We start from the raw sequence: 22,679 nt of genomic DNA, 5'->3' as shown, positions 1-22,679 counted from the left end.
CCGTGACCTGCCATGCTTCTCCGCTCACTCAAGTCCGTGCGCGGCGTGCTGACGGCCGCCGCTGTTGTCGCCGGCACCGCCCTGGTCGTGATCGGCCAGCTCACCGGTGCCGGCCGTCCCGCCGCTGACGAGGCGCTGCTGACCGCCCCGATCGCGATCTCGTTCACGCTGATGGGCGCGCTGGTGCTCGCCGGTGCGGGCGGCCACGTCGTCGGCCGGCTGATGACCGCGGCGGGCGTGGCCGCGGCCGCCGCGCTGATCGGCGAGAGCTGGTCGACGCTGCTGCCGCTGGCCTGGCTGAGCCAGTGGTCGTGGTGGCCACCGTTCCCGTTGATCTTCCTGGCGCTGCTGTTCTTCCCGGACGGCCGGTTGCCGTCGCGGCGCTGGCGGCCGCTGGCGATCGGCATCGCCGGGCTCGGCGCGGTCGCCGCTGCCGGGTTCGCGGTGGCCGCGCTGTACGCCCCGCGCACCCTGCTCACCGAGATCGACCCAGCGGTCCCGGCGGCCGCGCAGCTGCCGATGCGGGTGGGCGGGCTCGCCTTCGTGGCGACCACCGCCGCGCTGCTCGGGGTGCTGGCCTGCCTGCTGGTGCGCTGGCGGCGCGCCGACGGCGCCACCCGTCACCAGCTGATGTGCCTGCTGCCGGCCGGCGGCCTCATGGTGATCGGTTTCGGGCTGAGCGCGGCCGGGTTGGCCGGCGCCTGGGCGATCACCGCGGTGGCGATCCCGGTCGCGATGACGGTGGCGGTGCTGCGGTACCACCTCTACGACCTGGACACGATCGTCAGCCGAACCCTGGTCTGGTCGATCATGACGCTGCTCGTCGTGGTGGGGTACGTGGCGATCGTCGCCGCGGTCCGCCAGATGCTGGTGTACGAGACCGACGCGCAGGCGTCGCTGGCGGCCACCGGGGTGATCGCGGTGGCGTTCGAACCGCTGCGGCGCAAGGTGCAGACCGTGGTGAACCGGCTGCTGTACGGGGAGCGCGACGACCCGTACACGGTGGTGGCGCGCCTCGGTGACCTGCTCGGGCGCACCCTGGAGCCCAGCGCCGTGCTGCCGTCGCTGACCAGCACGGTGGCCCGGTCGCTGCAGGTGCCGTACGTGGCGGTCGAGCTCGCCGACGACGGGTACGTGCGCCGGCACGCCGAGCACGGCACCGCGCCGGCCGACGTGGAGAGCTTCGCCATGGTCGCCCACGGCCGGCACGTCGGCCGGCTGCTGGTGGCCGCGCGCAGCCCGGGAGCCCGGTTCAGCCGCCGCGAGTGCCGGCTGCTGGAGGGGGTGGCGGTGCACGCCGCGGTGGCGGCCGAGGCCACGAAACTGGTCCGCGAGCTGCAGGAGTCCCGGCTGCGGCTGGTACGCGCCCGCGAGGAGGAGCGGCGCAAGATGCGCCGTGACCTGCACGACGGGCTCGGGCCGAACCTGGCCGGCATGTCGATGCAGGTCCGCGCCGCCCGCAAGCTGGTGCCCGAGCACTCCCGGGTCCGGCAGATCCTCACCTCCCTCGACGGCGACCTGCGGACCTGCACGGCCGAGGTGCGTGAGCTGGTCGACCAGCTGCGCCCGCCGGCGCTCGACAACGGCCTGGAGTCCGCGCTGCGCGCCGAGTGCCGCCGCTTCGACGGCGCGCAGCCGGCCGTGCGGTTGCGGATCGACGGTGACCTGGCGGCACTGCCGGCCGCCGCCGAGGTGGCGGTGTACCGCAGCGTCGCCGAGGCGCTGACCAACGTGATCCGCCATGCGCAGGCGCTGACCTGCGACGTCAGCGTCACCCGCTCGGTGGCGGCGCTGACCGTGGAGATCGCCGACGACGGTGTCGGGATCGGCCGCTCCACCCGCCAGGGTGTGGGCCTGGCATCGATCCGGGAACGCGCCGCCGAGCTCGGCGGCCGGTGCACGGTCACCTCGGCGCGACCACGCGGGACCGCGATCACCATCACGCTGCCGCTGACGCCGCTGTCCCTCCCCGTCGCCGCATGAACGACGGGGTGCGGGTCCTCATCGTCGACGACCATCCGGTGGTGCGCCGGGGGCTGCGGGTGATGCTGGAGAGCGAGCCGTGGGTCGCCGAGGTGGTGGAGGCCGCCAGCGTGGCCGAGGCGGTCCGGCAGGCGGTGACCCAGCAGGTGCACGTGGTCGCCATGGACGTGGTGCTGCCCGACGGCGACGGCATCGACGCGACCCGCCGGATCCTGCAGACCCGCCGCGACGCCCGCGTCCTGATCCTCACCATGGCGGAGGACGATCACCTGGTGGCCCGGGCGTTGCGGGCCGGCGCCCGCGGCTTCGTGCTGAAGGCGACCGACCCGGACGCCGTGGTCGACGCGCTGCGCACGGTCGCGGCCGGGGGAGTGGTGCTGGGCCCGGCCGTCGGCGCGGCGGTGCTCACCGCGCTGCGGCCCGGGCCGGGCCCGCTGCCGCCGCCGTTCGACCAGCTCACGATCCGGGAACGCGACATCCTGACCCGGCTGGCCGGCGGCGACAGCAACGCCCGGATCGCCCGGCATCTGGGGATCTCGGAGAAGACGGTCCGCAACCAGCTCACACCGATCTTCACGAAGCTCGGCGTCGCCGACCGGGTGCAGGCCGCCCTGCTGGCGCGGGACGCCGGGCTGCTGGACTGATTCAGTCAGGGCAGCGCGAGGGCGGCGGTGACCGCGGCGGCCGCGTCGATGCGGCCGAAGCCGTACCAGCGGCTGTAGAACGCGCCGGTGAACCCGGGGTCGGTGGCGGCCCGGCCGTTCTCGTCGCGCCAGCGCCCGATCGCGTCGGTGTTGCCCTCGTCGATGTGCACGGCGGATTCTCGCAGCACGTCACGGACCTGCGCCCAGGTCAGGTCGGGGCGCACGGTGAGCACCAGCGCGGCGATGCCCGCGGCCAGCGGCGCCGCCGACGACGTGCCGCCGAAGTCGCTGCGGGCGGTCGCCGGGCCGGCCAGCACCGCCGTGCCGGCACTGTGGCCCCGGCGCAGCCGGCCGACGCTGAGATGGGTGGCGTCGGGGACCGCGGTGACCGCGGTGAACTCCATGCCGCCGGTGCCCGGCGCCCCGATCACGAGGGCGTCGCCGGCGGTGAACCCGGCGCTGCTGTCGACGCTGATCGACACGGCCGCGGCGGCGGCGTCGGCCGCGGTGGCCGTCACGGTGGCGCCCTGCGACGGCACGTCCGGCAGCAGATCCGCCGAGGTCAGGTCGGTCGCCGTGAGGATCGCGTGCTCGGCCGGCGGGTCGTAGTCGGCGGTGAGCGTCGAACTGCTGGGCGCGCAGACGTCGACGACTCCGGCGCCGCCGTGGTTGCTGTAGGCGGCGCGGACCTCGGTGACGCCGTCGTCGCGCAGCGTCGACGCGGCCACGGCGAGGGTGCGGGTGTACGCGGCCCACGGCCGCAGCAGGGTCAGATCGCGGCCGTTGTTGCCGGCCGAGAAGAACAGCAGCACGCCGTCGCCGTCGCGTCCGCTGGTGGTCAGCGCGTCGAAGACGTCCTTCATCCGTCCGGAGATCGGCAGGCCGGCGCTGTAGCCGAAGCTGCTGGTGATGATGTCGGCGCCGTGCGGCAGCGCGGCCGGGAACCCCGTGGTGGTGATGCCCGCGCCGAGACCGCCGGCCCACAGGTACATGTCGCCGTACGCCAGCTCGGTGCCGGGTGAGGGCCGGCGCACCGCGATCAGCCGGCAGTTCGGCGCCGCCCCGACACAGCCTTCCCCCGCCGCTGTCATCGCCGTGCAGACGCCGGCGCAGCAGGTGCCGTGCCCACCGGGCCGGTCGTCGTTGCCCGGGATGAGGTTCTGGAAGTCGAAGGCCCCGGCCACCTTCGAGGTCCCGTCCGACACGGCGCCGATGAAGTCGGCGTTGCCCAGGTCGACCCCGGTGTCGATCACCGCGATGTGCAGGTCGGGGCTGCCGTACTGCTGGTCGCAGCCGGCGTGGGTGGCGGTCAGCTGCCAGGCGCCCGGGCAGCCGGCCGCCGGGAGATGCCATTGGGCCGGGTAGAGGAAGTCGGCCGGCTGCTGCTGTTGCTGGTCGTCGACGGCGGTGCTGACCAGGTTCGGCTCGGCCCAGACGACCTCGTCGTGCTCGGCAAGGCCGGCCGCGGCCTCCAGGAGCGCGTACGTGGCCGGCTGCCGGAACCGCAGCAGGAACGTGCCCTCCGCCGGCGGCACCGGGCCCACCAGCGCGAACCCGTGGCTCTCCACCAGATCGGTGACGACGCTGACCGGTGTCTTCTCGGCGAACTTGGCGATCACTTCGCCGGTGAGGAACGAGACCGCGTCGCCGTCCAGGCGCACCACCGCGCCGGCCGCCGCGACCCCGTCGAGGCTGCGCAGCCGGGTGATCAGCGTGCCGTCGTCCCGCTTGCCGTCGGTGGACCGGAACAGCAGGATGCCCTCGCGCCGGACCCACTCGTCGACCGCGACCGAGGTCAGGCCGAGCCGGCCGGCCTCGTCCAGCAGGCCCTGCAGAACCGGCTTGCCGGGCCCCGGTGCCAGGGCGACCCCGACCATGCCGGGATGCGGCTCGAACGGCACCCTGACCTGGCCGCGGAACAGGAACGGCAGCTTCGGCTCGCCCAGCACCACGATCGTGTCCAGGCCCGCCTCGTCGACGGTGACGGCACGCCGGTCCGGGTCGTAGCGGGGTGATCGCACCGCCAGCACGTATCCCCCGGCCGGCACGCCCCGGGCCACATAGCCGCCGCGGCCCGGGTCGAACACCAGGGCGCGGTCGGCCGTCGTGCCGGAGGCCAGGTCGGTCAGGGTCACCGCGACGTCCTCGAGGGCATCGCCGCTGTGGTGATAGACCGCGACGCGTACCAGGGTCTCCCGCTCGCTCATCGCACCGAGGTTTCATCACCGTCGATGTCTGCGCAATCGGCTGCCCGACATCGCATGGGTATCCCGCAGCTAATTCGCGTCACCGCGCCCCGTCGCGGTAGCGCAGCCAGGTCACGAACTCCCGTACCTCGGCCTGCTGGTCGTCCGTCAATCCGGAGGTGTCGGCCGGCGGGTTGCCGGTGACCCGGTACGGCCGGGCCGGCAGCTTCAACGCCGCACGGGTGGCCGCGTCGACCTCCTGGAGCGCGACGCGGGCGTCGTCGTCGGGCAGGCCGAGGTGCTCGGCGAGCCGATGCTGCGCGTTGAACAGCGCCGGCAGCGCCGCCTCGTACACCGCGCGTCCCTGCTCGGTCAGTTCCACGAGTGTGCTGCGCCGGTCGGCGGCGTTGGTGGTGCGCGCCAGTTCACCGCGGGCCTGGCAGCGGCGCAGCATCGCCGACAGCGTGGTGGGGGACAGGCCGGTCCACTGGGACAGCTGGGTGGCGGTCACCGGGCCGAGGTCGCTGACCAGGCCGTAGAGCGCGAACTCGTCGACGGAGAGCGGGCTGTCGGCGAGTCCCTCGGCGACGAGCGCGGTGGCCACCGAGGAGAGCAGCCAGATGTCGACGAGAAGGTTCTTGGGGCCCGGCATGGGAAGCAGCATACCAATCGATCATTGCGTTTTCGCAGTATTCAGTGCGAGACTGCACTAAATGATTCACCAATGCCCCGGAGGTTCCACCGTGGTCACCACCGCACCCATGCGGCTGTCATATCCGCTGCAGCGGCTCGCCGGCGTCGCCGGTCTGCTCAGCGCCGCCGTGCTCGTCGTCAACGCGGCCAAACGCGCGCAGCTCATCCCGACGTCGGCGGTGACGCAGCTGCTCGCGCCGCTGGCCGAGGTCTTCGCCCTCGCCCTGATCACCGCGCTCTACCTGGTGTGCGAGGCGCGGATCGGCCGGCTCGGCCGGATCGCCTTCGCGGTCAACTACGTCGCGCTCGCCGCGCTCGTCGGCGTCGAGTTCGTCATCAACCTGGTGTTCGCGCGGCTGAGCGCCGACCAGATAGCCGACCTGCGCGCCGGCCCGCTCGGCGTGGCGCTGACCGTCGCGTCCGTGCTGTTCCTGCTGGGATCGGTGGGTTTCGCCATCACCCTGGCGGCCACCGGCATCCCGCCCCGCGGTGCCCTGGCGCTCTACGCCCTCGGATCGGTGCCGGTGGCGCTGCGCGCCTTCGTACCCGAATGGGTTCTCGACACGTCCCTGGTGGTGCTGGCGCTCGGGGTGGGCTGGCTGTCGGTGTGGCTGGCCGGCGCCCGGCGTGCCGAGAACTGAAACGCGGAGAGCAGGTCGGCGTGATGGCCGGTGGCCCGGCGGGCCACCGGGTCACGGCCGAGGTCGGAGAGGTGGACGGCGGCCCGCCGGCCTGACCGTGCTCGCCGGGGCTTCCCTCACCGGCCTCACGGATAGCTGACGCCGGTCAGCTCCTCGGCCCTCGCCCAGAGCCGCTCACCGACGGCCGGATCGGCGGCCTCCCGGCTCAGCTTCGCCTCGGTGACCCGGCCCCGCGTCTCCCACATGCCGCCCGGCCCGAAGAACCGCCCGCCCCGCACTCCCGGTTCGGTCGCGGCGCGCAACTGCGGCAGCGCGCCCCGCTCCACCGGCTGGGTGACCAGCAGCCCGAGCGACGCGATCAGCCGCCCGAGCTGGCCGCGGTGCTCCCACGCCCGCGGCGTCAGGTTGGTCCGGGTGAGACCCGGATGCGCCAGAGCGCTGACGATCGGCGACCCGGCCGCCCGCAGCCGGCGGTCCAGCTCGACGCCGAAGACCGTGGTGGCGAGCTTGGAACGGCCGTACGCCGAAGCCGCCCGATAGTCCCGCTCCACCATCAGGTCGTCGAAGTCGAGGTGCGCGCTCTTGTGGGTGATCGAGCTGAGGCTGACCACCCGGGGCTGCCGGGCCGCGGCCAGGTTGCCGAGCAGCAGGCCGGTCAGCGCGAAGTGGCCCAGCATGTTGGTGCCCAGGTGCAGCTCGAAGCCGTCGGCGGTGGTGCGGCGCGGGCCGAGCAGAACCACACCGGCGTTGTTGACCAGCAGGTCGAGCACCGGATGGTCGGCGGTCAGCTTCGCGGCGAAGATGCGTACGGAATCGAGCGAAGCCAGATCCAGCTCGCGCACCTCGACAGCTCCGCCGATCCGGCGGGCCGCCTCCCGGCCGGCGTCGGTGTTGCGGACGGCGAGCACGACGTGGGCGCCGCGGCGGGCGAGCGCGGTGGCGGTCGCCAGGCCGAGGCCCGAGTTCGCGCCGGTCACGACGGCGATCCGGCCGCGCTGGTCGGGAATGTGGTCGGTCGTCCATCCGGTCATTCGCTGCTCCTGTTGGTCGCGGTGGCTAGGCCGACGACGCTAGATGCGGCGTGAACCCGTTCGATCGTTCTCCGTTGCCTAGGTCCGCCGGACCTACCTTCGGTGGTCCGGGCCGCGGCACACTTGCGGCATGAGCAGCCCACATCCGTACGCTCGTGAGCTCGCTGATTTTCTCCGCGCCCGCCGCAGCAGGCTGCGCCCGCGCGACGTCGGCCTCGAACCCGGCGGCCGGCGCAAGGTCACCGGGCTGCGGCGCGAGGAGATCGCCCTGCTGGCCGGACTCAGCACCGACTACTACCAGCGGATGGAACAGGGCCGGGAAGTACGCCCCTCCGACGACGTCCTCGAGGCGATCGCCGGCGCGCTCGGGCTCGACGACGGCGAACGCCGGCACCTGATGGCCCTGGCCCACGCCGCCCGCCGGCCGGTCGCCACCAGGCCGGACAGGCGGCCGGAACGGGTGCCGGACAGCACCCGCCGGCTGCTCCGGGTGATGGCGACCCCCGCGGTCGTCCTGGGCCGGCACCTCGACCTGCTCGACTGGAACCCGATGGCGGAGGCGCTGCTCGGCGACCCGGCCGGCCATCCACCCGACCGGCTCAACATGCTCCTGCTGATGTTCGACGACACCCTGACCGGCGAGCGGACCTGCTCGGACTGGGAGCGGCAGGCGCTGGACTACATCGGCATGATGCGGGCCGCCGTCGCCGCCGACCCCACCCATCCGCGAGCCACCGCCATCGTCGGCGAGCTGAGCATCCGCAGCCCCGAGTTCCGGCGACTCTGGGCGCGCCACGACGTCCGCGAGACGGTGCGCGGCACCAAGACGTTCCGGATCCCGGAGGTCGGCGACATCGTCCTGGACTGGGACACCTATCCGCTGCCCGGCAACCCCGGCCCGGTCATGCTCGTCTTCACCGCCGAACCGGGCAGCGTCGACGCCGACCGGCTGCAACTCCTCGCGTCGCTGCGCGCGACCCAGTCCGCCTGATCCCGGAGGGCGTGGATGCAGACGGTCGCCGCAACTTCCCGGGGGAGCAGCTTGTCAATCGTCCTCGGCGGTCACATCGCCCGGCATGATCGTCGCGATGAGACCAGCCACGAACTGCGGCACATCCTCCGGCAGCAGCGTCAGACAGGGCTCGCTGAGATCCGGGCCCTGGAAGATCTCGACCGATTGCACACCGGGATCGCCGGCCGAATCCGCGACGCCGATGATCCTCCAGCGGCGGTGGCTCGGTCGGGTGTTGGCGAAGTGACTGAAGCCCGGCTCGGTCATAGGTGGTCCTGTCCTCGTACCCCGGATGAGGAAACCAAGCTTGACCCCTCGGAACCGTGGTGTCCTCCGGGTTTTTCCGGAGACGAACCCTGGGCTACGCCGTCCTCGGACCCGGCCACTCCGTCAGCGCGCCGCGGGTCCGGCGGCATGAGAGTCCACTTCTGCGCCCTGCTGTCGAGCTAGGAGCCACCGGCGGATCGCGGCGAAGTCGGCGTCGGTGAGACCGACGAGGGGGTCGACCCGGTGCAGAGGGGTGCCATGAGAGTGCCCTGCGATCGACCTCGGACGAGGGGCGGGAGTTCGTAGTCCCTTCCGCTGAGCGGGGCGCAACCGTCGGGCCCGGTTCGGGCGAGCCGGGCGTAGCGGATGGTGGTCAAGGGTCGGTGTGGACGGCCGCCGCGGTCCGCCCCGGTCCGGCTCTCGCGCTCACCCTGGGGAGATGAAACGATCGATTACCGTAGATGAATGGACGTCACGACAGCGGTCTCCCTCGTCTCCATCGCGATCTCCGTCGTCTCGCTGATCGTCTCCGGGACGCTCGCGCTCCGGCAGACGCGGACCACGATGGACGGCTACGCCCTGCCGGTCGTGCTCCAGGTCTTCAGCCGGTTCCGGACACAGGAGTTCTTCGACGCCCAGCAGTTCATCTTCGACGAGCTTCCCCGGCAACCTGTCCAGCCGTACACGGATCTGTCGCTGGAGGTCCGGGCTCATCTGCGCATGGTGGGTGGCCTCTACGACGACCTCGGAAAACTCGTCGCGCACGGCATCGTCAAGGAGGAGCTGATCATCGGCTCGAACGGCTCCCAGGCCCGGCGCATCTGGGAGGCGATCGAGCCCTTCGTGCGCGCCGAACGCGCCAAGCGCAACAGCAACCTGTGGATCTACTTGGAGGATCTGGCGTACCGCACCACCCGGAAGCCGCCGGCCGCCATCCACGAGAAGCTCAAACTGCATCCGTACGCCGGACCGGCGCACACGTCCCTTCCCGCAGCGCCCGAGTCCTCATTGGCGCCACGACCGCGCACGGAGCAGCAGCCGAACTGACGGGCGGAAGCAGAGGCGGGCCGGCCGAACCGAAACACTCGGCGTGCCCTCTCGGCGTGAGCGTTATATGCGGCAGAAGAGGACGGTCGCCTAGCGGGAAGCACGGAAGATCTCACACAGGGAGGGCCCCCTCAACGATGGGCGACAAGCCGTCGATTCAGCTCGGCGAGCAGCGCCGACGGTCCGGGCGTCATCAGGCCGACGTCGACGATGAACGCGGGGGCGCCCGAGCGTCGACGTACCCGTGGTGCCCACGCCGACACGGCGGCGACGGTAGCGGCGTTCAGGCTCGTGGGAATTACGAGCAGCTCTGTCAACGGGCCGGTGAAGCGCAGCCCGACCGACTGAACCGCCGACCACGGCAAGAACACCGGTTGGCGGCGGGTGGCCGCGAACTCCAAGCCGGCGGCCGAGGTGCGTATCCAGCCGAGATTGCGACTGGCACCGAGGACGGCCCCGGTTGCTCCGGCGATCGCCGTCAGCAGCACCCAGGTCACCGTTTCAGTGAAGTTCCACTCCTCTAGCAAGAGGCCGATCGCGATACCCCGGACCATCAGAAACACGGGAATCAGGATCAGTGCCATACGCAGCCACAACCGCGACCGGCGCAGACGGAATGTCACCGCGTCGCCGGCTGGGGCGGGGATGAGATCAACGGTGGCCATCAGGAAAGTATCCGCAGCCCGGCTCGTTTTCGGATCAGCCGAATGATCACAACCCGAGCCGTGGTCGCAGGCCAATGCCGGTTACCGGCGCATCTTGGTCGGCACCCAGGTCGAGCCTCATTGGCAGAACACAACGTCAAGCCGTCACAGCGCGCCAACTGGCCGCGCACGCAGCGACCGGTCCGAGCGCGATCGGCGGCAAATCCGGACGTTCATCGGAGGCTTACAATTCGCATAGTTCCGTCCCCAAAGGGACTCTGATCAGATCACCGTGGCTGCAGTCGGCTGATTCACGTCCGTCGAGGACGTCTGGGCCCTGCCAAAATTCGGTGCCATCAGGCGTACACGCTCCCGGCCTCAGGTCTACGCTCCTGCGGTGTATTTCGTAGAGCGCTCACGCGTGGATTCGCCCTTCAGCAAGCTGGTCTTCCACGTACCGGAAATCACGGTACTCGGCTGGTTCCAGCGTGCCTGGCATCACGAGGACCCAGAAGCGCTGCTCGACGCCGAAATCGGTGGTGGCGCCTACGGATTCGACTCGATCTTCGAGGCGATCGAGGAACACCACCTGCCGTGTCCGCAGACTCTCGACGAACTGCGCGAACTGCTGGACGAGCACCTCTGGGTTGAGTCTGACGACCCGCTTCGGCTCGACGAACGAGGACTGCGGGTGCGCACCGACGACGATGAGGTAGATCTGGCTTACTACTTCCTCGAGGACGGGGCGGTTGCCGCCCATTCATCCCGGCTGTCTTTCTTGGTTAACGACACTTGGCCGCTACCGTCCAGTGCCACTGTGCAAGGCGGGACCTTCACTCCAGACGTGCCGCTGCGCGTTGTGGGCTCGCCCGAAAACGGTCCGGATTCTGTCTACGTGGTCCGCATCGCCTGGGTGCACCCTCACCACGACGGCAGCAACCTGGACCCGCGGCCAGCGACGGTTTTTCGCGGCGTCACACTGCCCGACCTCGCCACTCATCTCCAGGGAATCAGCGGTCCTGCGTCACGAGAGAACTTCGAGGTTGATCTGCTGCGCTCTCTCGTCGCGTCCGGCGACGGCAGCATCCGTCCTGCCATGGACCGTTATGCCTGTCTCGAAACGTACGACTTGTCAGTCTTCGGAACTTGGACTGCACCAAGCCATGAACAGATTCTGCGGTTGAAGCTGCCGGAGCCACCACCGGAGGCCCGTATAGCGGTGGATGAGCACGTCGCCCAGGTCGCGCGCTACATCGACGACTTCTTCGGCCACGAGCAGCTGTTCCTCTTCGACACGCGCTGGGCATCCACGCACCCTGATCTGGCGCTGTCTCTGCTCCGCTGCGCCACCCACTGGGATCCGTTCGAGCCTGACGGATCTTGAAGTTCATATGCGCTCCGCCTTCTGCCGCCGACAGGCTGACCCTGGTGACAGGCAGCGAACCATTTTGATCCGCTCACCGGCTACGAGCGTGCACTGTCTGTGCCTGGCAGGCGTGACGGTGGTAGCGACGAGCGGATCGCGGCAAGAGCGGACGCCTGCACCCAGAGGCCTAGCTACGGTTAGTGACGACCGCGACCGCGGTCACCGGTCACGGAGCGGCTAGTCTATTTCGTCTGATCTTGATCAGGCCCGCCCGCCTGCGTGCGGGGCGACGCCATCCGGGCGGGTCCGGCACCATGATCGCGTGATGCTGCGCAGCGAGCGGTTGTGGTGGATGGTGGGCCCCGTCGTGGGGATGTTGTTGGGCGTCCTCGACGCGGTTGTCAATCATGTGCCGGTGATGCTGGGCGAGGGCGGTATCGCGAGTGCTGAGCGTGGTGGTTGGTCGCATGCCGCGGAGTTCGCCGGTCTGATCCTGGATGCCGGATGGGCGTGGGCGGCGACGGCCGTGCTGGCGGGCTGGTGGGTGAGCCGACACGCACGGCCGGCGATAGGGATGTTGCGCGGCGCTCTAGCGGGCGGTCTCGCGCTGGGGTTCGCCACCGCTTCTTACTACGGCGCGAACCTGTTGTTAGACGGGAGCGCCTGGTGGGGCGTGGCGCCTCGGTTCTGGTTGATCGCCAGCGTGCTGCTCGGTCCGCCGCTCGGTGTCGTCGGCGCTGCGATCGGGCTACCCGGTCTGGCCGGGGTGGTGGCTGCGCTTGTCGTCCCCGCGGGCGCGGCCTTGCAGACGGCGGTTCTGCCGCCACCGGCGGCGAGCGTGATGGCGGAGCCGGTGCGGTGGAGCGTCTGGATCGCGGCCATAGTCGCCGCCGTGTTGGCCGCAGGCAGGTCCCGCAGTCGCAGTGCTGTGGCGTCCCCGGCCGGTGCGGGCCCAGGTCCGCTGGGCGGCTGAGTCGCCTGCTAAACGATGTGACGAGTGTTGGTCGGAGCGTGCATTTGGTCGCGGCAGAAGAGTACGTCGCACCGCATCACCAACGGTTGGAACGCCTTGGCCCTGCGAATCTGCGCCGGAACCACCGAGGAAGCTTCCGCCGTGGTGCGAACATACCGACGTCGTCGGCGGCGTGACCGGCATAGCCGCTGATTCGATAGCCACCCACCCGAGACTGGTCACTCAAGGCACGACGCAGTAGCCCAACCAGCTCGCGATCGATCGACGCATGCAGCCGCGAGTAGTGGCCCACACATTGCAGAGCGTTAGCCCGGGTCTGGGCGCGAGGTGAAACTAGCGCCTGCTTGATCCGGGGAAGCACAACTTCTGCCTCAGGATGGTTGAGCACGAGAGCAAGCAACGCAACGCCAGCGTATTCGTCGTTCTGCTCGAAGGCTTCGTCAACGGTGTCTGGGCGCTCGACCACTTCCATCCAACTGCCGATGTACCAGGGCTCCTCGATCGTCACTTTCGAGATCCTGGCACGTCATCGACTCCGCCATCAGCGCCAGTCCCGATCTGTACGGCCGCGTTGCCCCGGACGAGTGCTCTCCCCCTGCGGCAGAATCGGGCGGCTGTGCGCCGCGATCCTGGACCCGTCCATGGTCAATCGGTCTACCCTTTGCGGAGGTGACCCCGGCTTCGCACCGAAGCTCCATGGAGCATGACGAACCGTCGAAGGCCAACACGGTATGGGCAGCTGTCGCGACCGTACTACTCACGGCCATATCGCTGTTCTCACCCGTGCTTGCCGGGCTTACATCCATGGCAACGTCGTACTGTGACGACACAGAGCGACACCACGCCGTCTGCACTCAAGACGGCTTCTGGTGGGCTACTACCGGACTTCTTTACTTGGCATTCGGCGGCCTTGGAACCGCCGTCCTTGGCGCCTGGATATGGCCACGCCGAGCACGCTGGGCATGGATCGGTGCCGGCTACCTTATGGCGATCGCCGGGTACGTCACCAGCCTCGAAATCTCAGGTGATGCTCCGTAGCGGCCAACGCTTGGCCAAGCCAGTGCGGAAGGAAACATGAACGCCCTCAACTCGGCAGATCAGTAGATCTGATCATGAGGCTCCATTGAGCAATCCGGTAAACGGTCGGACGGGCTGTCCCAGCCGAGGACCTTACGCGGATGGTCGTCGGGTTCGGCGGCTACTGCGGCCAGGTCCTCGGCGTTGTGTGCGCTGCGGTCGCAAGGTTATGACTGCTCCGGGATCGGCATCTGATGGCTTGCGCGGACGGCGGGGCTCGTGCGCGGCGACACCTGAACGGGCCAGGTGTCGCGACGACCGGCAGAACCGAAGCCGCCCGGGCGGCACCACCGATGACCATCACAACCAGCCACGTGGTTTCCTTTCAGGATGGCGCACATCGATCTGCCCCCGCTGCCGGGCATCGCCGGCCTGCTCGCCGCCCACCCGCACACCGCCGGCCCCCTCAACGACCTCGCCGAGACCCTGCTGCGCGGACCTTCGCCGCTGACCCCGGCCCAGCGGGAGACGATCGCCGCGCACGTCTCGCGCGGCAACGGGTGCGAGTTCTGCGCCCGTACCCATGGTGCGGTGGCACGCGAGCTGGGCGGTGCCGACGCCGGCGACGCGACCTTGCGGTCGCTTCTGGTCATTGCCGATCGGGTACGGGTGGACGGCCGCTCGGTCACCGAACAGGATGTGGCCGCGGCTCGCGAGGCCGGGGCCGACGACCGGGCGATCCACGACACCGTCCTGATCGCCGCCGCCTTCTCGATGTTCAACCGCTACGTCGACGGCCTGGCCACGGCCCTGCCCGCCGACCCCGCCGACTACGACAGGCACGCGAGCGCCCTCGCCGCCGGCGGCTATCTGCGGACCGGGACCGGGCCGGCCGGCTCTCCCGGGCAACCGTCGTCGCGCTGACGGTTGCCGGTGGATGGCGGGACTTCGAGCGGTTTCGTAGGTGAGGGAAAGCTCGGCGTCCGGGGTCGCCGCTCTGCGAGCGCACATCGAGGCGCTCTTCGTCGACTGCCTCCGGGATGCGGCACGCCGCTGGAAGTCACCCTTCCCGGCTTGCCGCCCGGCTAGCCACGCCGTCCAGGCACCGATACCGCACGGCGGGCACCTGGCCGGGTGGTCAGCGGCGCCGGGACCGGACCAGCAGAGCGGCTGCCGCGATGAGCAGCAGGCCGGCGGCCGCCACCGCGATCGGCGTCCCCGCCGGGAGTCCGCCGGAGCCGGCGGCCACCGCCACGGCGGACGCCTCCGGGGAGGACACCGCCCCGACGGTGACCGGGTAGGAACCCTGCACGGTGTGCCCGTCCACCGACACCACCCGGTAGGCGACCGTGTAGACGCCGTCGCTCAGCGGCCCGGTCACCGTGACCGTGCCGGTCATGTCGTGGACGGCCACGTCCGAGGCGGGGATCCGCTGCCGTGCCGCGTCGCTGAGCACGATCGTGGTGAAATCCGGGTTGAGCCGCTCGTTGAACCGCAGGCTCACCGTGGCGGGCGCCTGCGCGAGGGCGGCGTCCCTGGCCGGGTCGGCCGCGACGAGCGTGGCGTGCGCCCAGGCGGGGGTGCCCGGCGCGAGCACCGCGGCGAGGACGGCGAGAGCGAGGAGCAGGCGTTTCACGACAGGATCCGCTCGCCGATCCAGCCGCCGTCGGCGCAGCCAGGCGGCACCGCGAAGACCGCCGACCCGATCGGGGTGATCCACTCGTTGAGCAGGTCCTTGTCCGCGAGTCGCCGCTGGATCGGCACGTACTGCTCGACGATGTCCCGCTGATAAGAAGCGAAGATCAACCCCGTGTCGGGTACGCCGGAGGCATCCGGAACGCCGTCGTAGTTGTACGGCCGCCTCAGGATCTTCAGTCGCGGGTCCTCGATGCGGGCACGGGTCACGTGCGAGAAATCCGGCATCGCCGGCAGGCCGTTCTCGTCCACGGCGGCGAAGTCCGGCTTGTCGTGCTCGTTCACCCCGCTCAGCGGCGCCCCGGATGCCATCCGGCGGCCCACCGCGTTCTCCTTGTCCGACACCGACAGCTTGTCCCACGTCTCCATCTCGGCCCGGATACGCCGCACGACGAGTGTGGTCGAGCCGTCGGCACTCCACACCGCGGGGTCGATCTCCGCACCACGGGGGTTCGCCGTCCCGTCGAGCTGGCCCATCACGTTGCGCTGGGTGTGCTCCGGCGCCTGCACGCCGGGGCTGCGCCGAAATCCCTGCTGCACCCACCGGACCGTGCCGAACGGCCGGGCATCCTTGATCATCATCCGCTGGGTGTGCGCGACCGTGAGCGGATCGTCGGCGCAGATCTGCAGCAGCAGATCGCCACCGGACCAGCGGTCCTGCAACCGGTCGATGGTGAATGCCGGGAGGTCGGCGACCGGAGACTCGAGTCCGGCGGCCCGGAAGAGCCCGGGCCCGAATCCGAACGTCACGGTCAGCCGGGCCGGCAGCACGGCCAGGGTGGCGTCGGTGTCGCCCAGCGCCGGCTCACCGCGGGTGAGCCGGGACGCGTCGTCGGTGAGTAGCCGCAGCAGTCGTCCGAGAGCGGCCCGGTCGGTGCCCTCGGCCAGGGTGAACGCGATGAAGGACGCGTGCGCGGGCGGGTCCTCGGCGATGCCGGCCTGGCGGGGGCCGTGGAACGCGACGGTCGCCGTACCGATCTCCGGGGTGGCGGCGGAGGCCGCCGGAACGGACCCCGGCCCGCCGCCGGCGGCGACCAGGCCGGCCCCGGCTGCCGCGCCGAGACCGGCGATCGCGCCACCGGTGAGCAGGCGGCGCCTGCTCACCGGGGACAGTGGGGAGGTCACGGGTTGCTGCTCGCCATCGGCATGCCCGAGGCGGGCATCTCCATGCCGGGATCGTAGCTCTCCTCGGCGCCGACGAACGGCTTGGCGATGGCGGTGAACGGCACGGTGCTGCCGTCGGCGAGCTTCAAGGTGAACGTCAGTTCGTCGCCGGCCTTGATCTCGGCGGCGGGGTTCATCAGCATGAGGTGGTCGCCGCCCGGGGCGAGCTCGTGGCTGGCGCCGGCCTCGACGACGAAGCCGCCGTCCTTCGGCTGCATGACCATCTTGCCGTCCTTCATGGCCATCTCGTGCAGCTCGAGCGGCGACGCCGGCGACTCGGCCCCGCTGATCGTCACGTCGGCGCCGGTGTTGTTGACCAGCACACCGAACGCCGCGGTCATCTCGCCGGCCTCGGCCGCCTTCACCCACGGGTCCTTGACCGTCAGCGTCGTGGCCGCGGCGGTCGCCGAGGCGGTGGACTCGGGTGCCGCCTCGCTCGTGGAGCTGCTGCCACAGCCGGCTGTCCCGAGGGCGAGCACGCCGGCCAGCACGGCCGCGGCGGAGAGGGTGATTCGCATGGTGTCCGTTCTGATGGAAGGAGGTGTTCGCATGATTGGTCCGGCGGCCGGCCCGGAAAGTTCCCGGCGGTCCGGAAGATTGCTCAGAACGGCCGGCAGCAGGCCGGGAAACCGTTGCTCGACCTCGGCCGGCCGCAGCTCGCATCGGCGCAGGCGGCCGTGCTGGGTCAGGGTCACGAGACCGCTGCCGAGCAGGTGTGTCGCTGTGCGCGACGGGAAAGTTCCGCCCCGCAGCCGGCGCCCGCACCCGCCCGGGCCCGCTAGTTCCCGATCCGCATCCACTTCCCGGCCGGGGTCCGCACCTCCAGGCCGACGACCCGAGCCCCGGCGTGCACGAACCGGACGTCGGGGCAGCCGTCGACCACGGCCTGCCAGCCCGACAGCGGGTCGTGGACGGCGTGTCTGCGGCAGTGCTTCTCGTCGACGAAACCCCACGCCATCAGCACCTCGCGGCCCTGACAGCTGTACCGGCCGACGGATGCGATCCGGTCGCCGTCCGCGCGGCGGTAGAAGTCGGCGCGCAGCCCGGGCACGGCCGTGCCCTCGAAGTCGGCGTCGGGGAGGGTGCGGTGCGGCGCGTACGCCGCCAGGTCGGGAAGGGGCACCGTCGTTCCTCGTGGTCGCTGATGATCGGCGCCGGATGTCGGCGCCGATCTCTCTAGTCGCAGGACCGCATGATCCGGTTCCCGATGTCCCCCGAAAGATCTGAGCAGGAGTCTCACGCCGCGGAGAGGTCGACGACGAACGTCGCCGGCGCACCGGATCGCAGCCGCAACCGGAGGGTGAGGGCGGTCGCGGTCTCGGTGACGGCGGCCAGGGCGAGCCGTCTCCCGACGGCCTGGACCGGGATGCTGCGCGTCGTGCCGCCGAGCAGCAGGGTCGCCGTCCAGGTGCGGACCGCGCCGAGGTCGGGGCCGGCGCGGCGACGCGCCACCAGAGCCACGTGACCGTGTAGGTGGCGGACACGCAGGTGTGGGCGGCCGGCCCCTCGGACCCGCGGCCTGCACCGGGGACCCGGAGTCACCCCGCCGATCATCGCTGTCTCACACCCGTGAGTCGCTGTCCAGGGTCGGAAAGTTCCGGGTACGGACACGCCCGGCCCGGTGGACGGGCCGGGGTTCCGTGGAGGTCAGCTGCCGGCGGGCGCGGGCGACACCGGGATCTGCGGCCGGTCGTTCCGGCGGCCCCGGATCGCGCCGAGCACCGCGTCGAAGACGATGAACGCGGCCAGGGGTATGCCGAACAGCGGCAGCGCCCAGGCGAGGCCGAAGACGACCGGGACGCCGACGACGATGCCCCAGGTCGGCAGCTGCTGCCAGGCGCCGCGGGCCGGCGGGGCGCCGACGAGTGCGGTGCGGTCGGCGCGGATGGGGCGGCGCTGCCACCACATCCGGTAACCCCAGACGATCACGGTGATGATGCCGATCGCCAGCAGCGCGAGGATGATCTGGTTGGCCGGGCCGAACAGCAGGCCCATGTGCGCGTTGATGCCCCACGAGGTGAGCTTGGCGAGCAGCGGCCAGTCGGCGAAGCCGACCCGGTCGGTGACCGTGCCGCCGGAGTCGACCGCGACGCTGTCGAGGCGGACCGGCCAGAGGCTGTCGGTCTGGGTGACCGTCCAGGCGCTGGCGGCGTCGGCGGGCGGGGTGATCGCTACCGGGCCGCCGATGCCGGCGTTGCGGGCGCCGGTCAGCACGGTGTCGATGGCGGCCGGGTCGGCGGCGGCGGCGGCCTCACCACCGCCGGCGGAGCTGTGGTGCCCGCCGCCCGAGGCGGCCGGTGCGGCGTCGAGCGAGGTGGCGACGTAGGGGCGGCTGCCCTGCAGGGCGTCGAGGGCCGCGCTGAAGTTGGCGCCGGCGTACCCCGACCAGGTCAGGCCGGTGGCCGACAGGATCAGCAGGCCGAGGGCGAGCCAGAGCCCGGTCGCGGCGTGCCAGCTGCGGGTGCGGCGGACGCCCTTCCTGGCCTTGAGGTCCGGGGCGAGCATGCGCTTGCCACGCTGCCGCCGCCACCACAGGGCCACGCCGCCGAGGGCGAGGACCCACAGCCAGCTGGCGGCGAACTCGGAGTACAGCTCGCCGGACTTGCCCAGGTGCAGGTCGCGGTGGAAGGTGTCGAGCCAGGTGTTCAGCGGCGTGGCCATCCACCAGGTGGTGAGCTGTCCGTTGACCTCGGTGGTGTACGGGTTCACATAGACGGTGTGCACCAGCTCCGACTCCGCCGACAGCTCGGGCGAGCTGAAGTCGACCTGCGTGGTGGCGTCGCCCTCACCGACGCGTACCGCCACGAGATCCCCGTCGGGATGCGTCGCCCGGGCGGCCGCGATCTGCTCGGCCACCGGCCGGGCCGTGTCCCCGGCCTGGTCCACGAACAGCTCGTTCCCGTAGAGGATCTTGTCGAGGGTGGGGGCCGTGGAGAAGAGCAGTCCGGTCGTGGCCGCGATCAGGATGAACGGCGCGACGATGACGCCGGCGTAGAAGTGCAGCCGCAGCAGCAGCGGCCCGAAGCTGCGTTTGCTCGCGGGCCGCCGTTGCGCCGGTTCGATGTCCGGGACGGATTCGGTGATCTCGGGGGTGATGGCCATCGGCTGTCCTCATCAGGGTGTCGGTGGTGCGCCGGCATCTGGGGTTGCAGTCGACGCCAGGGCCCCTGGTAAGGCGTCGATGGCCTCCACCGCGCCGGGGAGGTCATCGCAGTAGTCGCCATCGGTTGCCGGAAAGTTCCCAGCGATTCTTCAGCCGACTCGGAACCGCCAGGCGACGACGTTCGGGACGTCGCTGAGGTCCTGTGCGTTGGCCTCACGACGATGCTCGCGGCCCACCGAACCGCGGAGCCAGGGCTTTCGGTCGTACCCGAAAAGCCCGGGCCGAGGACCGCGAGCATCGGCCTCCTAGAATCGACGTGCCTCACTGCATGGGGGAGGGGGCATGTATCGGCTGCATCTGACCGCCGAGGATCTGGCCCGCACGCGCATCGCTGCCCGGCCGAGCCCGTTCGACGAATCGATCCACGCCGTCGAGCGACTGCGTCAGCGCACTCCCGGCCTGCTGTTCCGGGCCTGGCGTACGCAGCTCAACGGCCGCCTGGGCAGGGCGACACGGGTGCTGGCCGAGGTCTTTCCGGCAGTCGGGAGCGGCGTGGACCTCGCGACGCTGGTCGGGCCGGTCGACGACCTGCGGGAGGGGCTCGACCGCCTGGCCGGCGCCCCCGCCGAGGGGCTGCGTCGCGAGCTGGAGTGGTACGGCCGGCGCCACCGGCTGACCGCGTGGGCGCGATCGCTGGCCGACCGCGACCCGGGCCCGCGCCTCGAGCTGGTGGCCGCCGTCGCCGCGCTGCACGACGCCGCGATCCGGCCGTACTGGGCCCGGATCGACGAGCTGATCGGCGCCGACCGCGCGGCCCGGGCTCGCGCCGTGGCCGCGGGCGGGCTGGAACAGCTCCTGGCGACGCTGTGCCCGGCGCACGTCCGCTGGCGGCACCCGGTGCTCTCGGTCGACACCCCGCCGGGCTGCGACGCCGACGTTCACCTCGACGGGCGTGGACTGGTCCTGACCCCGTCGGTCTTCATCGGTGACCTGCCGTGCCTCGCATTCGACCTGGCCGACCCCGGCGCCCCGGCCACGTTGATCTACCCAGTGGTCAACGACCTGGCGGCGGCACGGCGGCTCTGGACGGCCGACCGGCCGCCCGGGCATCTCGCCACCCTGCTCGGCCGCAGCCGCAGCGCCCTGCTGGAGACCATCGCCGACGGCTGCGGCACGGTGGAGCTGGCCCGCCGGGTCGGCCTCTCGCCGGCGAGCGTGAGCGAGCACACCGCCGTCCTGCGCAACAGCGGCCTGATCAGCACGCGTCGCGACGGCGCCCGCGTGGTGCACGCGGTCACGAACCTCGGTGCCATGCTCCTCGACGGCGAGCAGGCCCGGACGGCATCCACCGATGTGAAGGGAGCCCGGTATGACCAGTCCCCGCGAGACATTCCTCCGGCTGGTGAACGGCGTCTGTGACGGTCCGTACGAGGAACTGGCCGGCCTGTACGCCGAACAGACCCATGTCACACACCCGTTCCACCCGCTCGATCCGCCGCCGTTGCGCAGCCGCGCCGAACTCCACGAGCACTTCACCGCACCGCCACCCGCCGGCGCCCGGACGCTGAACCGCAGGCCGGTCGGCATCACCGTCCATGAGACCGCCGACCCGGAGGTGATCGTCGCCGAGTTCGCCTACCAGGGACGGGTCGAGGAGACCGGCGAGGCGTTCACGATGCCGTGCGTGTTCGTGATGCGCATCCGTGACGGTCTCATCGTCGAGTCGAGGGACTACATCGATCACATCGCCGGCGCGCGGGCACGGGGGCAACTCGACGATCTGCTGGCAGCACTGCGCCCCCAAAAGAGACTCGGAGGCTAAGGAGCCAGGCAGGTCCCGCCGGGGAGCGGGCCACCGGCGTACACCCGCTCGGGGCCTTTCTTGAAACGCTGGTGGCCGTAGACGCAGATCGTGCCGACGAGGACTCCGAAGACCACACTGCCGGTGACCGCGGGATCGCCGGGGCGCGGCACGCGCACCAGTGCTCCGGGATCGATGGACGTAAGGCGGTCCCGGATCTCCTCCGGCGTGGCCGGCTGATCTCCCCAGGCGATCAGGTCGGTGCAGGAGCCCTCGCCGGCGTTGCAGCGATCCAGGACCCGGCCGGAGAGGGCCGTCGCGACGGCGGTCTCCGCGGCCCGCGCCGCCTCCGCCTGCTCGGAGGCCGGCGGCGTGCGGCGGCCCAGGTCGGTCATGAAGCGGTCGCAGTACTCGTCGTCCATGCCCGGGTCGGCGACGCAGGCCGCGCCCCGGGCCGGCGGCGCGGTGTCCGGGGTGCCGGACCCGCAGCCGGTCAGGGCGACCATGAGCACGGCCAGCGCGGCGAGGAGCGCCCGGGTGGTCACAGCGCCGCTTCCTTGCGGTAGCGGGCGAGCAGGAGCAGCAGGCATGCGGCGATGAGGCACGCCGCCTCGATGCCGTAGATCGGGCCGAACCGGCCCACGCCGACGTCGAGCGCGCTCTCGCTTCCGGCGATCCATTCGCCCACGCCGCCGATCAGGAAGGTCGGGCTGGCGAGGCCGGACAGGCCGTTGGCGGTGGTGCTGGGCAGCGAGGCGAGCACGCCGACGACCGGGACGGTCGCGATGAAGACCGCCACGATGCCGGCGGCGGCGAACGCCTGCTTTCCGGTGAGCGAGGCGATCAGCAGGCTGATACCGGCGAACGTCACCGCCCAGAGCAGGCTGTAGGCCCAGCCGGGCAGCAGGTCACCGACCTCGCGGAACACCCCGCCGACGCCGGTCCCGCTGGTGAACGCGGCGCCCAGGAACATGACGAACTGCGGCACGCCGAGCAGCAGCCAGACCGCGGCCGTCATGGCGGCGACCTTGGCGACCACGTAGTCGGCGGCCCGCAGCGGGCGGCTGAAGTAGAGCGCCAGCACCCCGGCCCGCAGATCGCGGGAGACCAGCTGGGGCGCCACGATCGCCGCGAAGAAGATGATCAGGAGACTCATCTGGTCGGCGTACTGCAGGTAGGTGAGGAACACCTCGCCGGTGATCGAGCGGGCGGCCGCCACGATGACGGCGACCAGCAGCATGATGCCGGCCACCAGCCAGGGGAAGACCTTCGCCCGCGCGGAGCGGCCGAACCCGAAGGCGGCGCGCAGCCCGTGCACGAACAGGGCCCGCTGGATCGCGGCGCGACCCTGCCGCGGGCCGGAGTACCGCTGGTAGCCGATGTCGTGGATGACGCCGGGCTCGGACATCGGC

General features: G+C 71.2%; 24 protein-coding genes. 10 read left to right on the top strand and 14 right to left on the bottom strand.

Going from position 1 to position 22,679, the window contains the following annotated elements; genetic code table 11:
- Window positions 1-12: 12 nt before the first annotated feature.
- Together AB0G10_RS13470 and AB0G10_RS13465 are read left to right on the top strand one after the other, a co-directional pair.
- Window positions 13-1,983, top strand: a complete 1,971-nt coding sequence (locus AB0G10_RS13470) for a histidine kinase (protein ID WP_360919666.1) — start codon at window positions 13-15, stop codon at window positions 1,981-1,983.
- Entirely contained in the window at window positions 1,980-2,627 is a 648-nt protein-coding gene (locus AB0G10_RS13465) for a response regulator transcription factor (protein ID WP_360919663.1), read from the top strand. Before AB0G10_RS13470 ends, AB0G10_RS13465 begins: the two co-directional genes overlap by 4 nt.
- A gap of 5 nt (window positions 2,628-2,632) precedes the next feature.
- On the opposite strand, the gene AB0G10_RS13460 is transcribed toward AB0G10_RS13465, so the two are convergent.
- Both AB0G10_RS13460 and AB0G10_RS13455 read right to left on the bottom strand, forming a co-directional pair.
- Window positions 2,633-4,834: a S8 family serine peptidase gene (locus AB0G10_RS13460; protein ID WP_360919660.1), complete on the bottom strand. Its 2,202-nt coding sequence runs from the start codon at window positions 4,832-4,834 to the stop codon at window positions 2,633-2,635.
- 79 nt (window positions 4,835-4,913) lie between these two features.
- On the bottom strand, window positions 4,914-5,465 hold the full coding sequence (locus AB0G10_RS13455) for a MarR family winged helix-turn-helix transcriptional regulator (RefSeq protein ID WP_360919657.1): 552 nt from the start codon (window positions 5,463-5,465) through the stop codon (window positions 4,914-4,916).
- A 109-nt stretch (window positions 5,466-5,574) separates the two neighbouring features.
- Here AB0G10_RS13455 and AB0G10_RS13450 point away from each other — a divergent pair, with 109 nt between their 5' ends.
- On the top strand, window positions 5,575-6,147 hold the full coding sequence (locus tag AB0G10_RS13450) for a hypothetical protein (protein ID WP_360919654.1): 573 nt from the start codon (window positions 5,575-5,577) through the stop codon (window positions 6,145-6,147).
- A 125-nt stretch (window positions 6,148-6,272) separates the two neighbouring features.
- Here AB0G10_RS13450 and AB0G10_RS13445 read toward each other — a convergent pair whose 3' ends face one another.
- On the bottom strand, window positions 6,273-7,178 hold the full coding sequence (locus AB0G10_RS13445; protein WP_360919651.1) for an oxidoreductase: 906 nt from the start codon (window positions 7,176-7,178) through the stop codon (window positions 6,273-6,275).
- 130 nt (window positions 7,179-7,308) lie between these two features.
- On the opposite strand from AB0G10_RS13445, the gene AB0G10_RS13440 reads away from it, so the two are divergent.
- Window positions 7,309-8,169 carry a helix-turn-helix transcriptional regulator gene (locus AB0G10_RS13440; protein WP_360919648.1) on the top strand — a complete coding sequence of 287 codons (861 nt, stop codon included), beginning with the start codon at window positions 7,309-7,311 and terminating at the stop codon, window positions 8,167-8,169.
- A 54-nt stretch (window positions 8,170-8,223) separates the two neighbouring features.
- Here AB0G10_RS13440 and AB0G10_RS13435 read toward each other — a convergent pair whose 3' ends face one another.
- The gene (locus AB0G10_RS13435; RefSeq protein ID WP_360919646.1) at window positions 8,224-8,457 is read right to left on the bottom strand and encodes a hypothetical protein; all 234 of its coding nucleotides are present in this window, start codon (window positions 8,455-8,457) and stop codon (window positions 8,224-8,226) included.
- A gap of 465 nt (window positions 8,458-8,922) precedes the next feature.
- Here AB0G10_RS13435 and AB0G10_RS13430 point away from each other — a divergent pair, with 465 nt between their 5' ends.
- Window positions 8,923-9,504 carry a hypothetical protein gene (locus AB0G10_RS13430; RefSeq protein WP_360919643.1) on the top strand — a complete coding sequence of 194 codons (582 nt, stop codon included), beginning with the start codon at window positions 8,923-8,925 and terminating at the stop codon, window positions 9,502-9,504.
- 131 nt (window positions 9,505-9,635) lie between these two features.
- Here AB0G10_RS13430 and AB0G10_RS13425 read toward each other — a convergent pair whose 3' ends face one another.
- The gene (locus AB0G10_RS13425; RefSeq protein WP_360919641.1) at window positions 9,636-10,169 is read right to left on the bottom strand and encodes a hypothetical protein; all 534 of its coding nucleotides are present in this window, start codon (window positions 10,167-10,169) and stop codon (window positions 9,636-9,638) included.
- A 376-nt stretch (window positions 10,170-10,545) separates the two neighbouring features.
- Here AB0G10_RS13425 and AB0G10_RS13420 point away from each other — a divergent pair, with 376 nt between their 5' ends.
- Complete coding sequence (locus AB0G10_RS13420; RefSeq protein ID WP_360919638.1) at window positions 10,546-11,532, top strand: hypothetical protein; 987 nt, start codon at window positions 10,546-10,548, stop codon at window positions 11,530-11,532.
- A 304-nt stretch (window positions 11,533-11,836) separates the two neighbouring features.
- Window positions 11,837-12,487 carry a hypothetical protein gene (locus AB0G10_RS13415; protein ID WP_360919636.1) on the top strand — a complete coding sequence of 217 codons (651 nt, stop codon included), beginning with the start codon at window positions 11,837-11,839 and terminating at the stop codon, window positions 12,485-12,487.
- A 76-nt stretch (window positions 12,488-12,563) separates the two neighbouring features.
- Here the strand turns inward: AB0G10_RS13415 and AB0G10_RS13410 are convergent, their stop codons facing one another.
- Complete coding sequence (locus AB0G10_RS13410) at window positions 12,564-12,995, bottom strand: hypothetical protein (protein ID WP_360919633.1); 432 nt, start codon at window positions 12,993-12,995, stop codon at window positions 12,564-12,566.
- A gap of 899 nt (window positions 12,996-13,894) precedes the next feature.
- On the opposite strand from AB0G10_RS13410, the gene AB0G10_RS13405 reads away from it, so the two are divergent.
- Complete coding sequence (locus AB0G10_RS13405; protein ID WP_360919630.1) at window positions 13,895-14,428, top strand: carboxymuconolactone decarboxylase family protein; 534 nt, start codon at window positions 13,895-13,897, stop codon at window positions 14,426-14,428.
- A 214-nt stretch (window positions 14,429-14,642) separates the two neighbouring features.
- On the opposite strand, the gene AB0G10_RS13400 is transcribed toward AB0G10_RS13405, so the two are convergent.
- From AB0G10_RS13400 to AB0G10_RS13375, 6 genes are all read right to left on the bottom strand, one after another.
- Window positions 14,643-15,140 carry a copper resistance CopC family protein gene (locus AB0G10_RS13400; protein WP_360919627.1) on the bottom strand — a complete coding sequence of 166 codons (498 nt, stop codon included), beginning with the start codon at window positions 15,138-15,140 and terminating at the stop codon, window positions 14,643-14,645.
- Window positions 15,137-16,303: a Dyp-type peroxidase gene (locus AB0G10_RS13395; RefSeq protein WP_360920738.1), complete on the bottom strand. Its 1,167-nt coding sequence runs from the start codon at window positions 16,301-16,303 to the stop codon at window positions 15,137-15,139. Before AB0G10_RS13395 ends, AB0G10_RS13400 begins: the two co-directional genes overlap by 4 nt.
- Window positions 16,304-16,320: 17 nt before the next feature.
- Window positions 16,321-16,881 carry a copper chaperone PCu(A)C gene (locus tag AB0G10_RS13390; protein WP_360919624.1) on the bottom strand — a complete coding sequence of 187 codons (561 nt, stop codon included), beginning with the start codon at window positions 16,879-16,881 and terminating at the stop codon, window positions 16,321-16,323.
- Between the two features lie 260 nt (window positions 16,882-17,141).
- Window positions 17,142-17,486, bottom strand: coding sequence for a hypothetical protein (locus AB0G10_RS13385; protein WP_360919621.1), 345 nt, complete (start codon window positions 17,484-17,486; stop codon window positions 17,142-17,144).
- Between the two features lie 113 nt (window positions 17,487-17,599).
- Window positions 17,600-17,815, bottom strand: coding sequence for a hypothetical protein (locus tag AB0G10_RS13380; protein WP_360919618.1), 216 nt, complete (start codon window positions 17,813-17,815; stop codon window positions 17,600-17,602).
- A 195-nt stretch (window positions 17,816-18,010) separates the two neighbouring features.
- Window positions 18,011-19,465, bottom strand: a complete 1,455-nt coding sequence (locus AB0G10_RS13375; RefSeq protein ID WP_360919615.1) for a PepSY domain-containing protein — start codon at window positions 19,463-19,465, stop codon at window positions 18,011-18,013.
- A 343-nt stretch (window positions 19,466-19,808) separates the two neighbouring features.
- Between AB0G10_RS13375 and AB0G10_RS13370 the strand changes: the two genes are divergently transcribed.
- Both AB0G10_RS13370 and AB0G10_RS13365 read left to right on the top strand, forming a co-directional pair.
- Window positions 19,809-20,885 carry a helix-turn-helix domain-containing protein gene (locus AB0G10_RS13370; protein ID WP_360919612.1) on the top strand — a complete coding sequence of 359 codons (1,077 nt, stop codon included), beginning with the start codon at window positions 19,809-19,811 and terminating at the stop codon, window positions 20,883-20,885.
- A complete protein-coding gene (locus AB0G10_RS13365) occupies window positions 20,836-21,288 on the top strand; it encodes a nuclear transport factor 2 family protein (protein ID WP_360919610.1) in 453 nt (150 codons plus the stop codon). The genes AB0G10_RS13370 and AB0G10_RS13365 overlap by 50 nt, the downstream gene beginning before the upstream one ends.
- On the opposite strand, the gene AB0G10_RS13360 is transcribed toward AB0G10_RS13365, so the two are convergent.
- Together AB0G10_RS13360 and AB0G10_RS13355 are read right to left on the bottom strand one after the other, a co-directional pair.
- Entirely contained in the window at window positions 21,285-21,812 is a 528-nt protein-coding gene (locus AB0G10_RS13360) for a hypothetical protein (protein WP_360919607.1), read from the bottom strand. The two genes, AB0G10_RS13365 and AB0G10_RS13360, sit on opposite strands and share 4 nt — an antisense overlap.
- Complete coding sequence (locus AB0G10_RS13355; protein ID WP_360919605.1) at window positions 21,809-22,675, bottom strand: ABC transporter permease; 867 nt, start codon at window positions 22,673-22,675, stop codon at window positions 21,809-21,811. Before AB0G10_RS13355 ends, AB0G10_RS13360 begins: the two co-directional genes overlap by 4 nt.
- Between the last annotated feature and the right edge of the window lie 4 nt (window positions 22,676-22,679).

It is taken from the genome of Actinoplanes sp. NPDC023714 (assembly GCF_040639855.1).
Taxonomy (GTDB): Bacteria; Actinomycetota; Actinomycetes; order Mycobacteriales; family Micromonosporaceae; genus Actinoplanes.
This window is presented reverse-complemented; position numbering and strand designations above follow the sequence as displayed.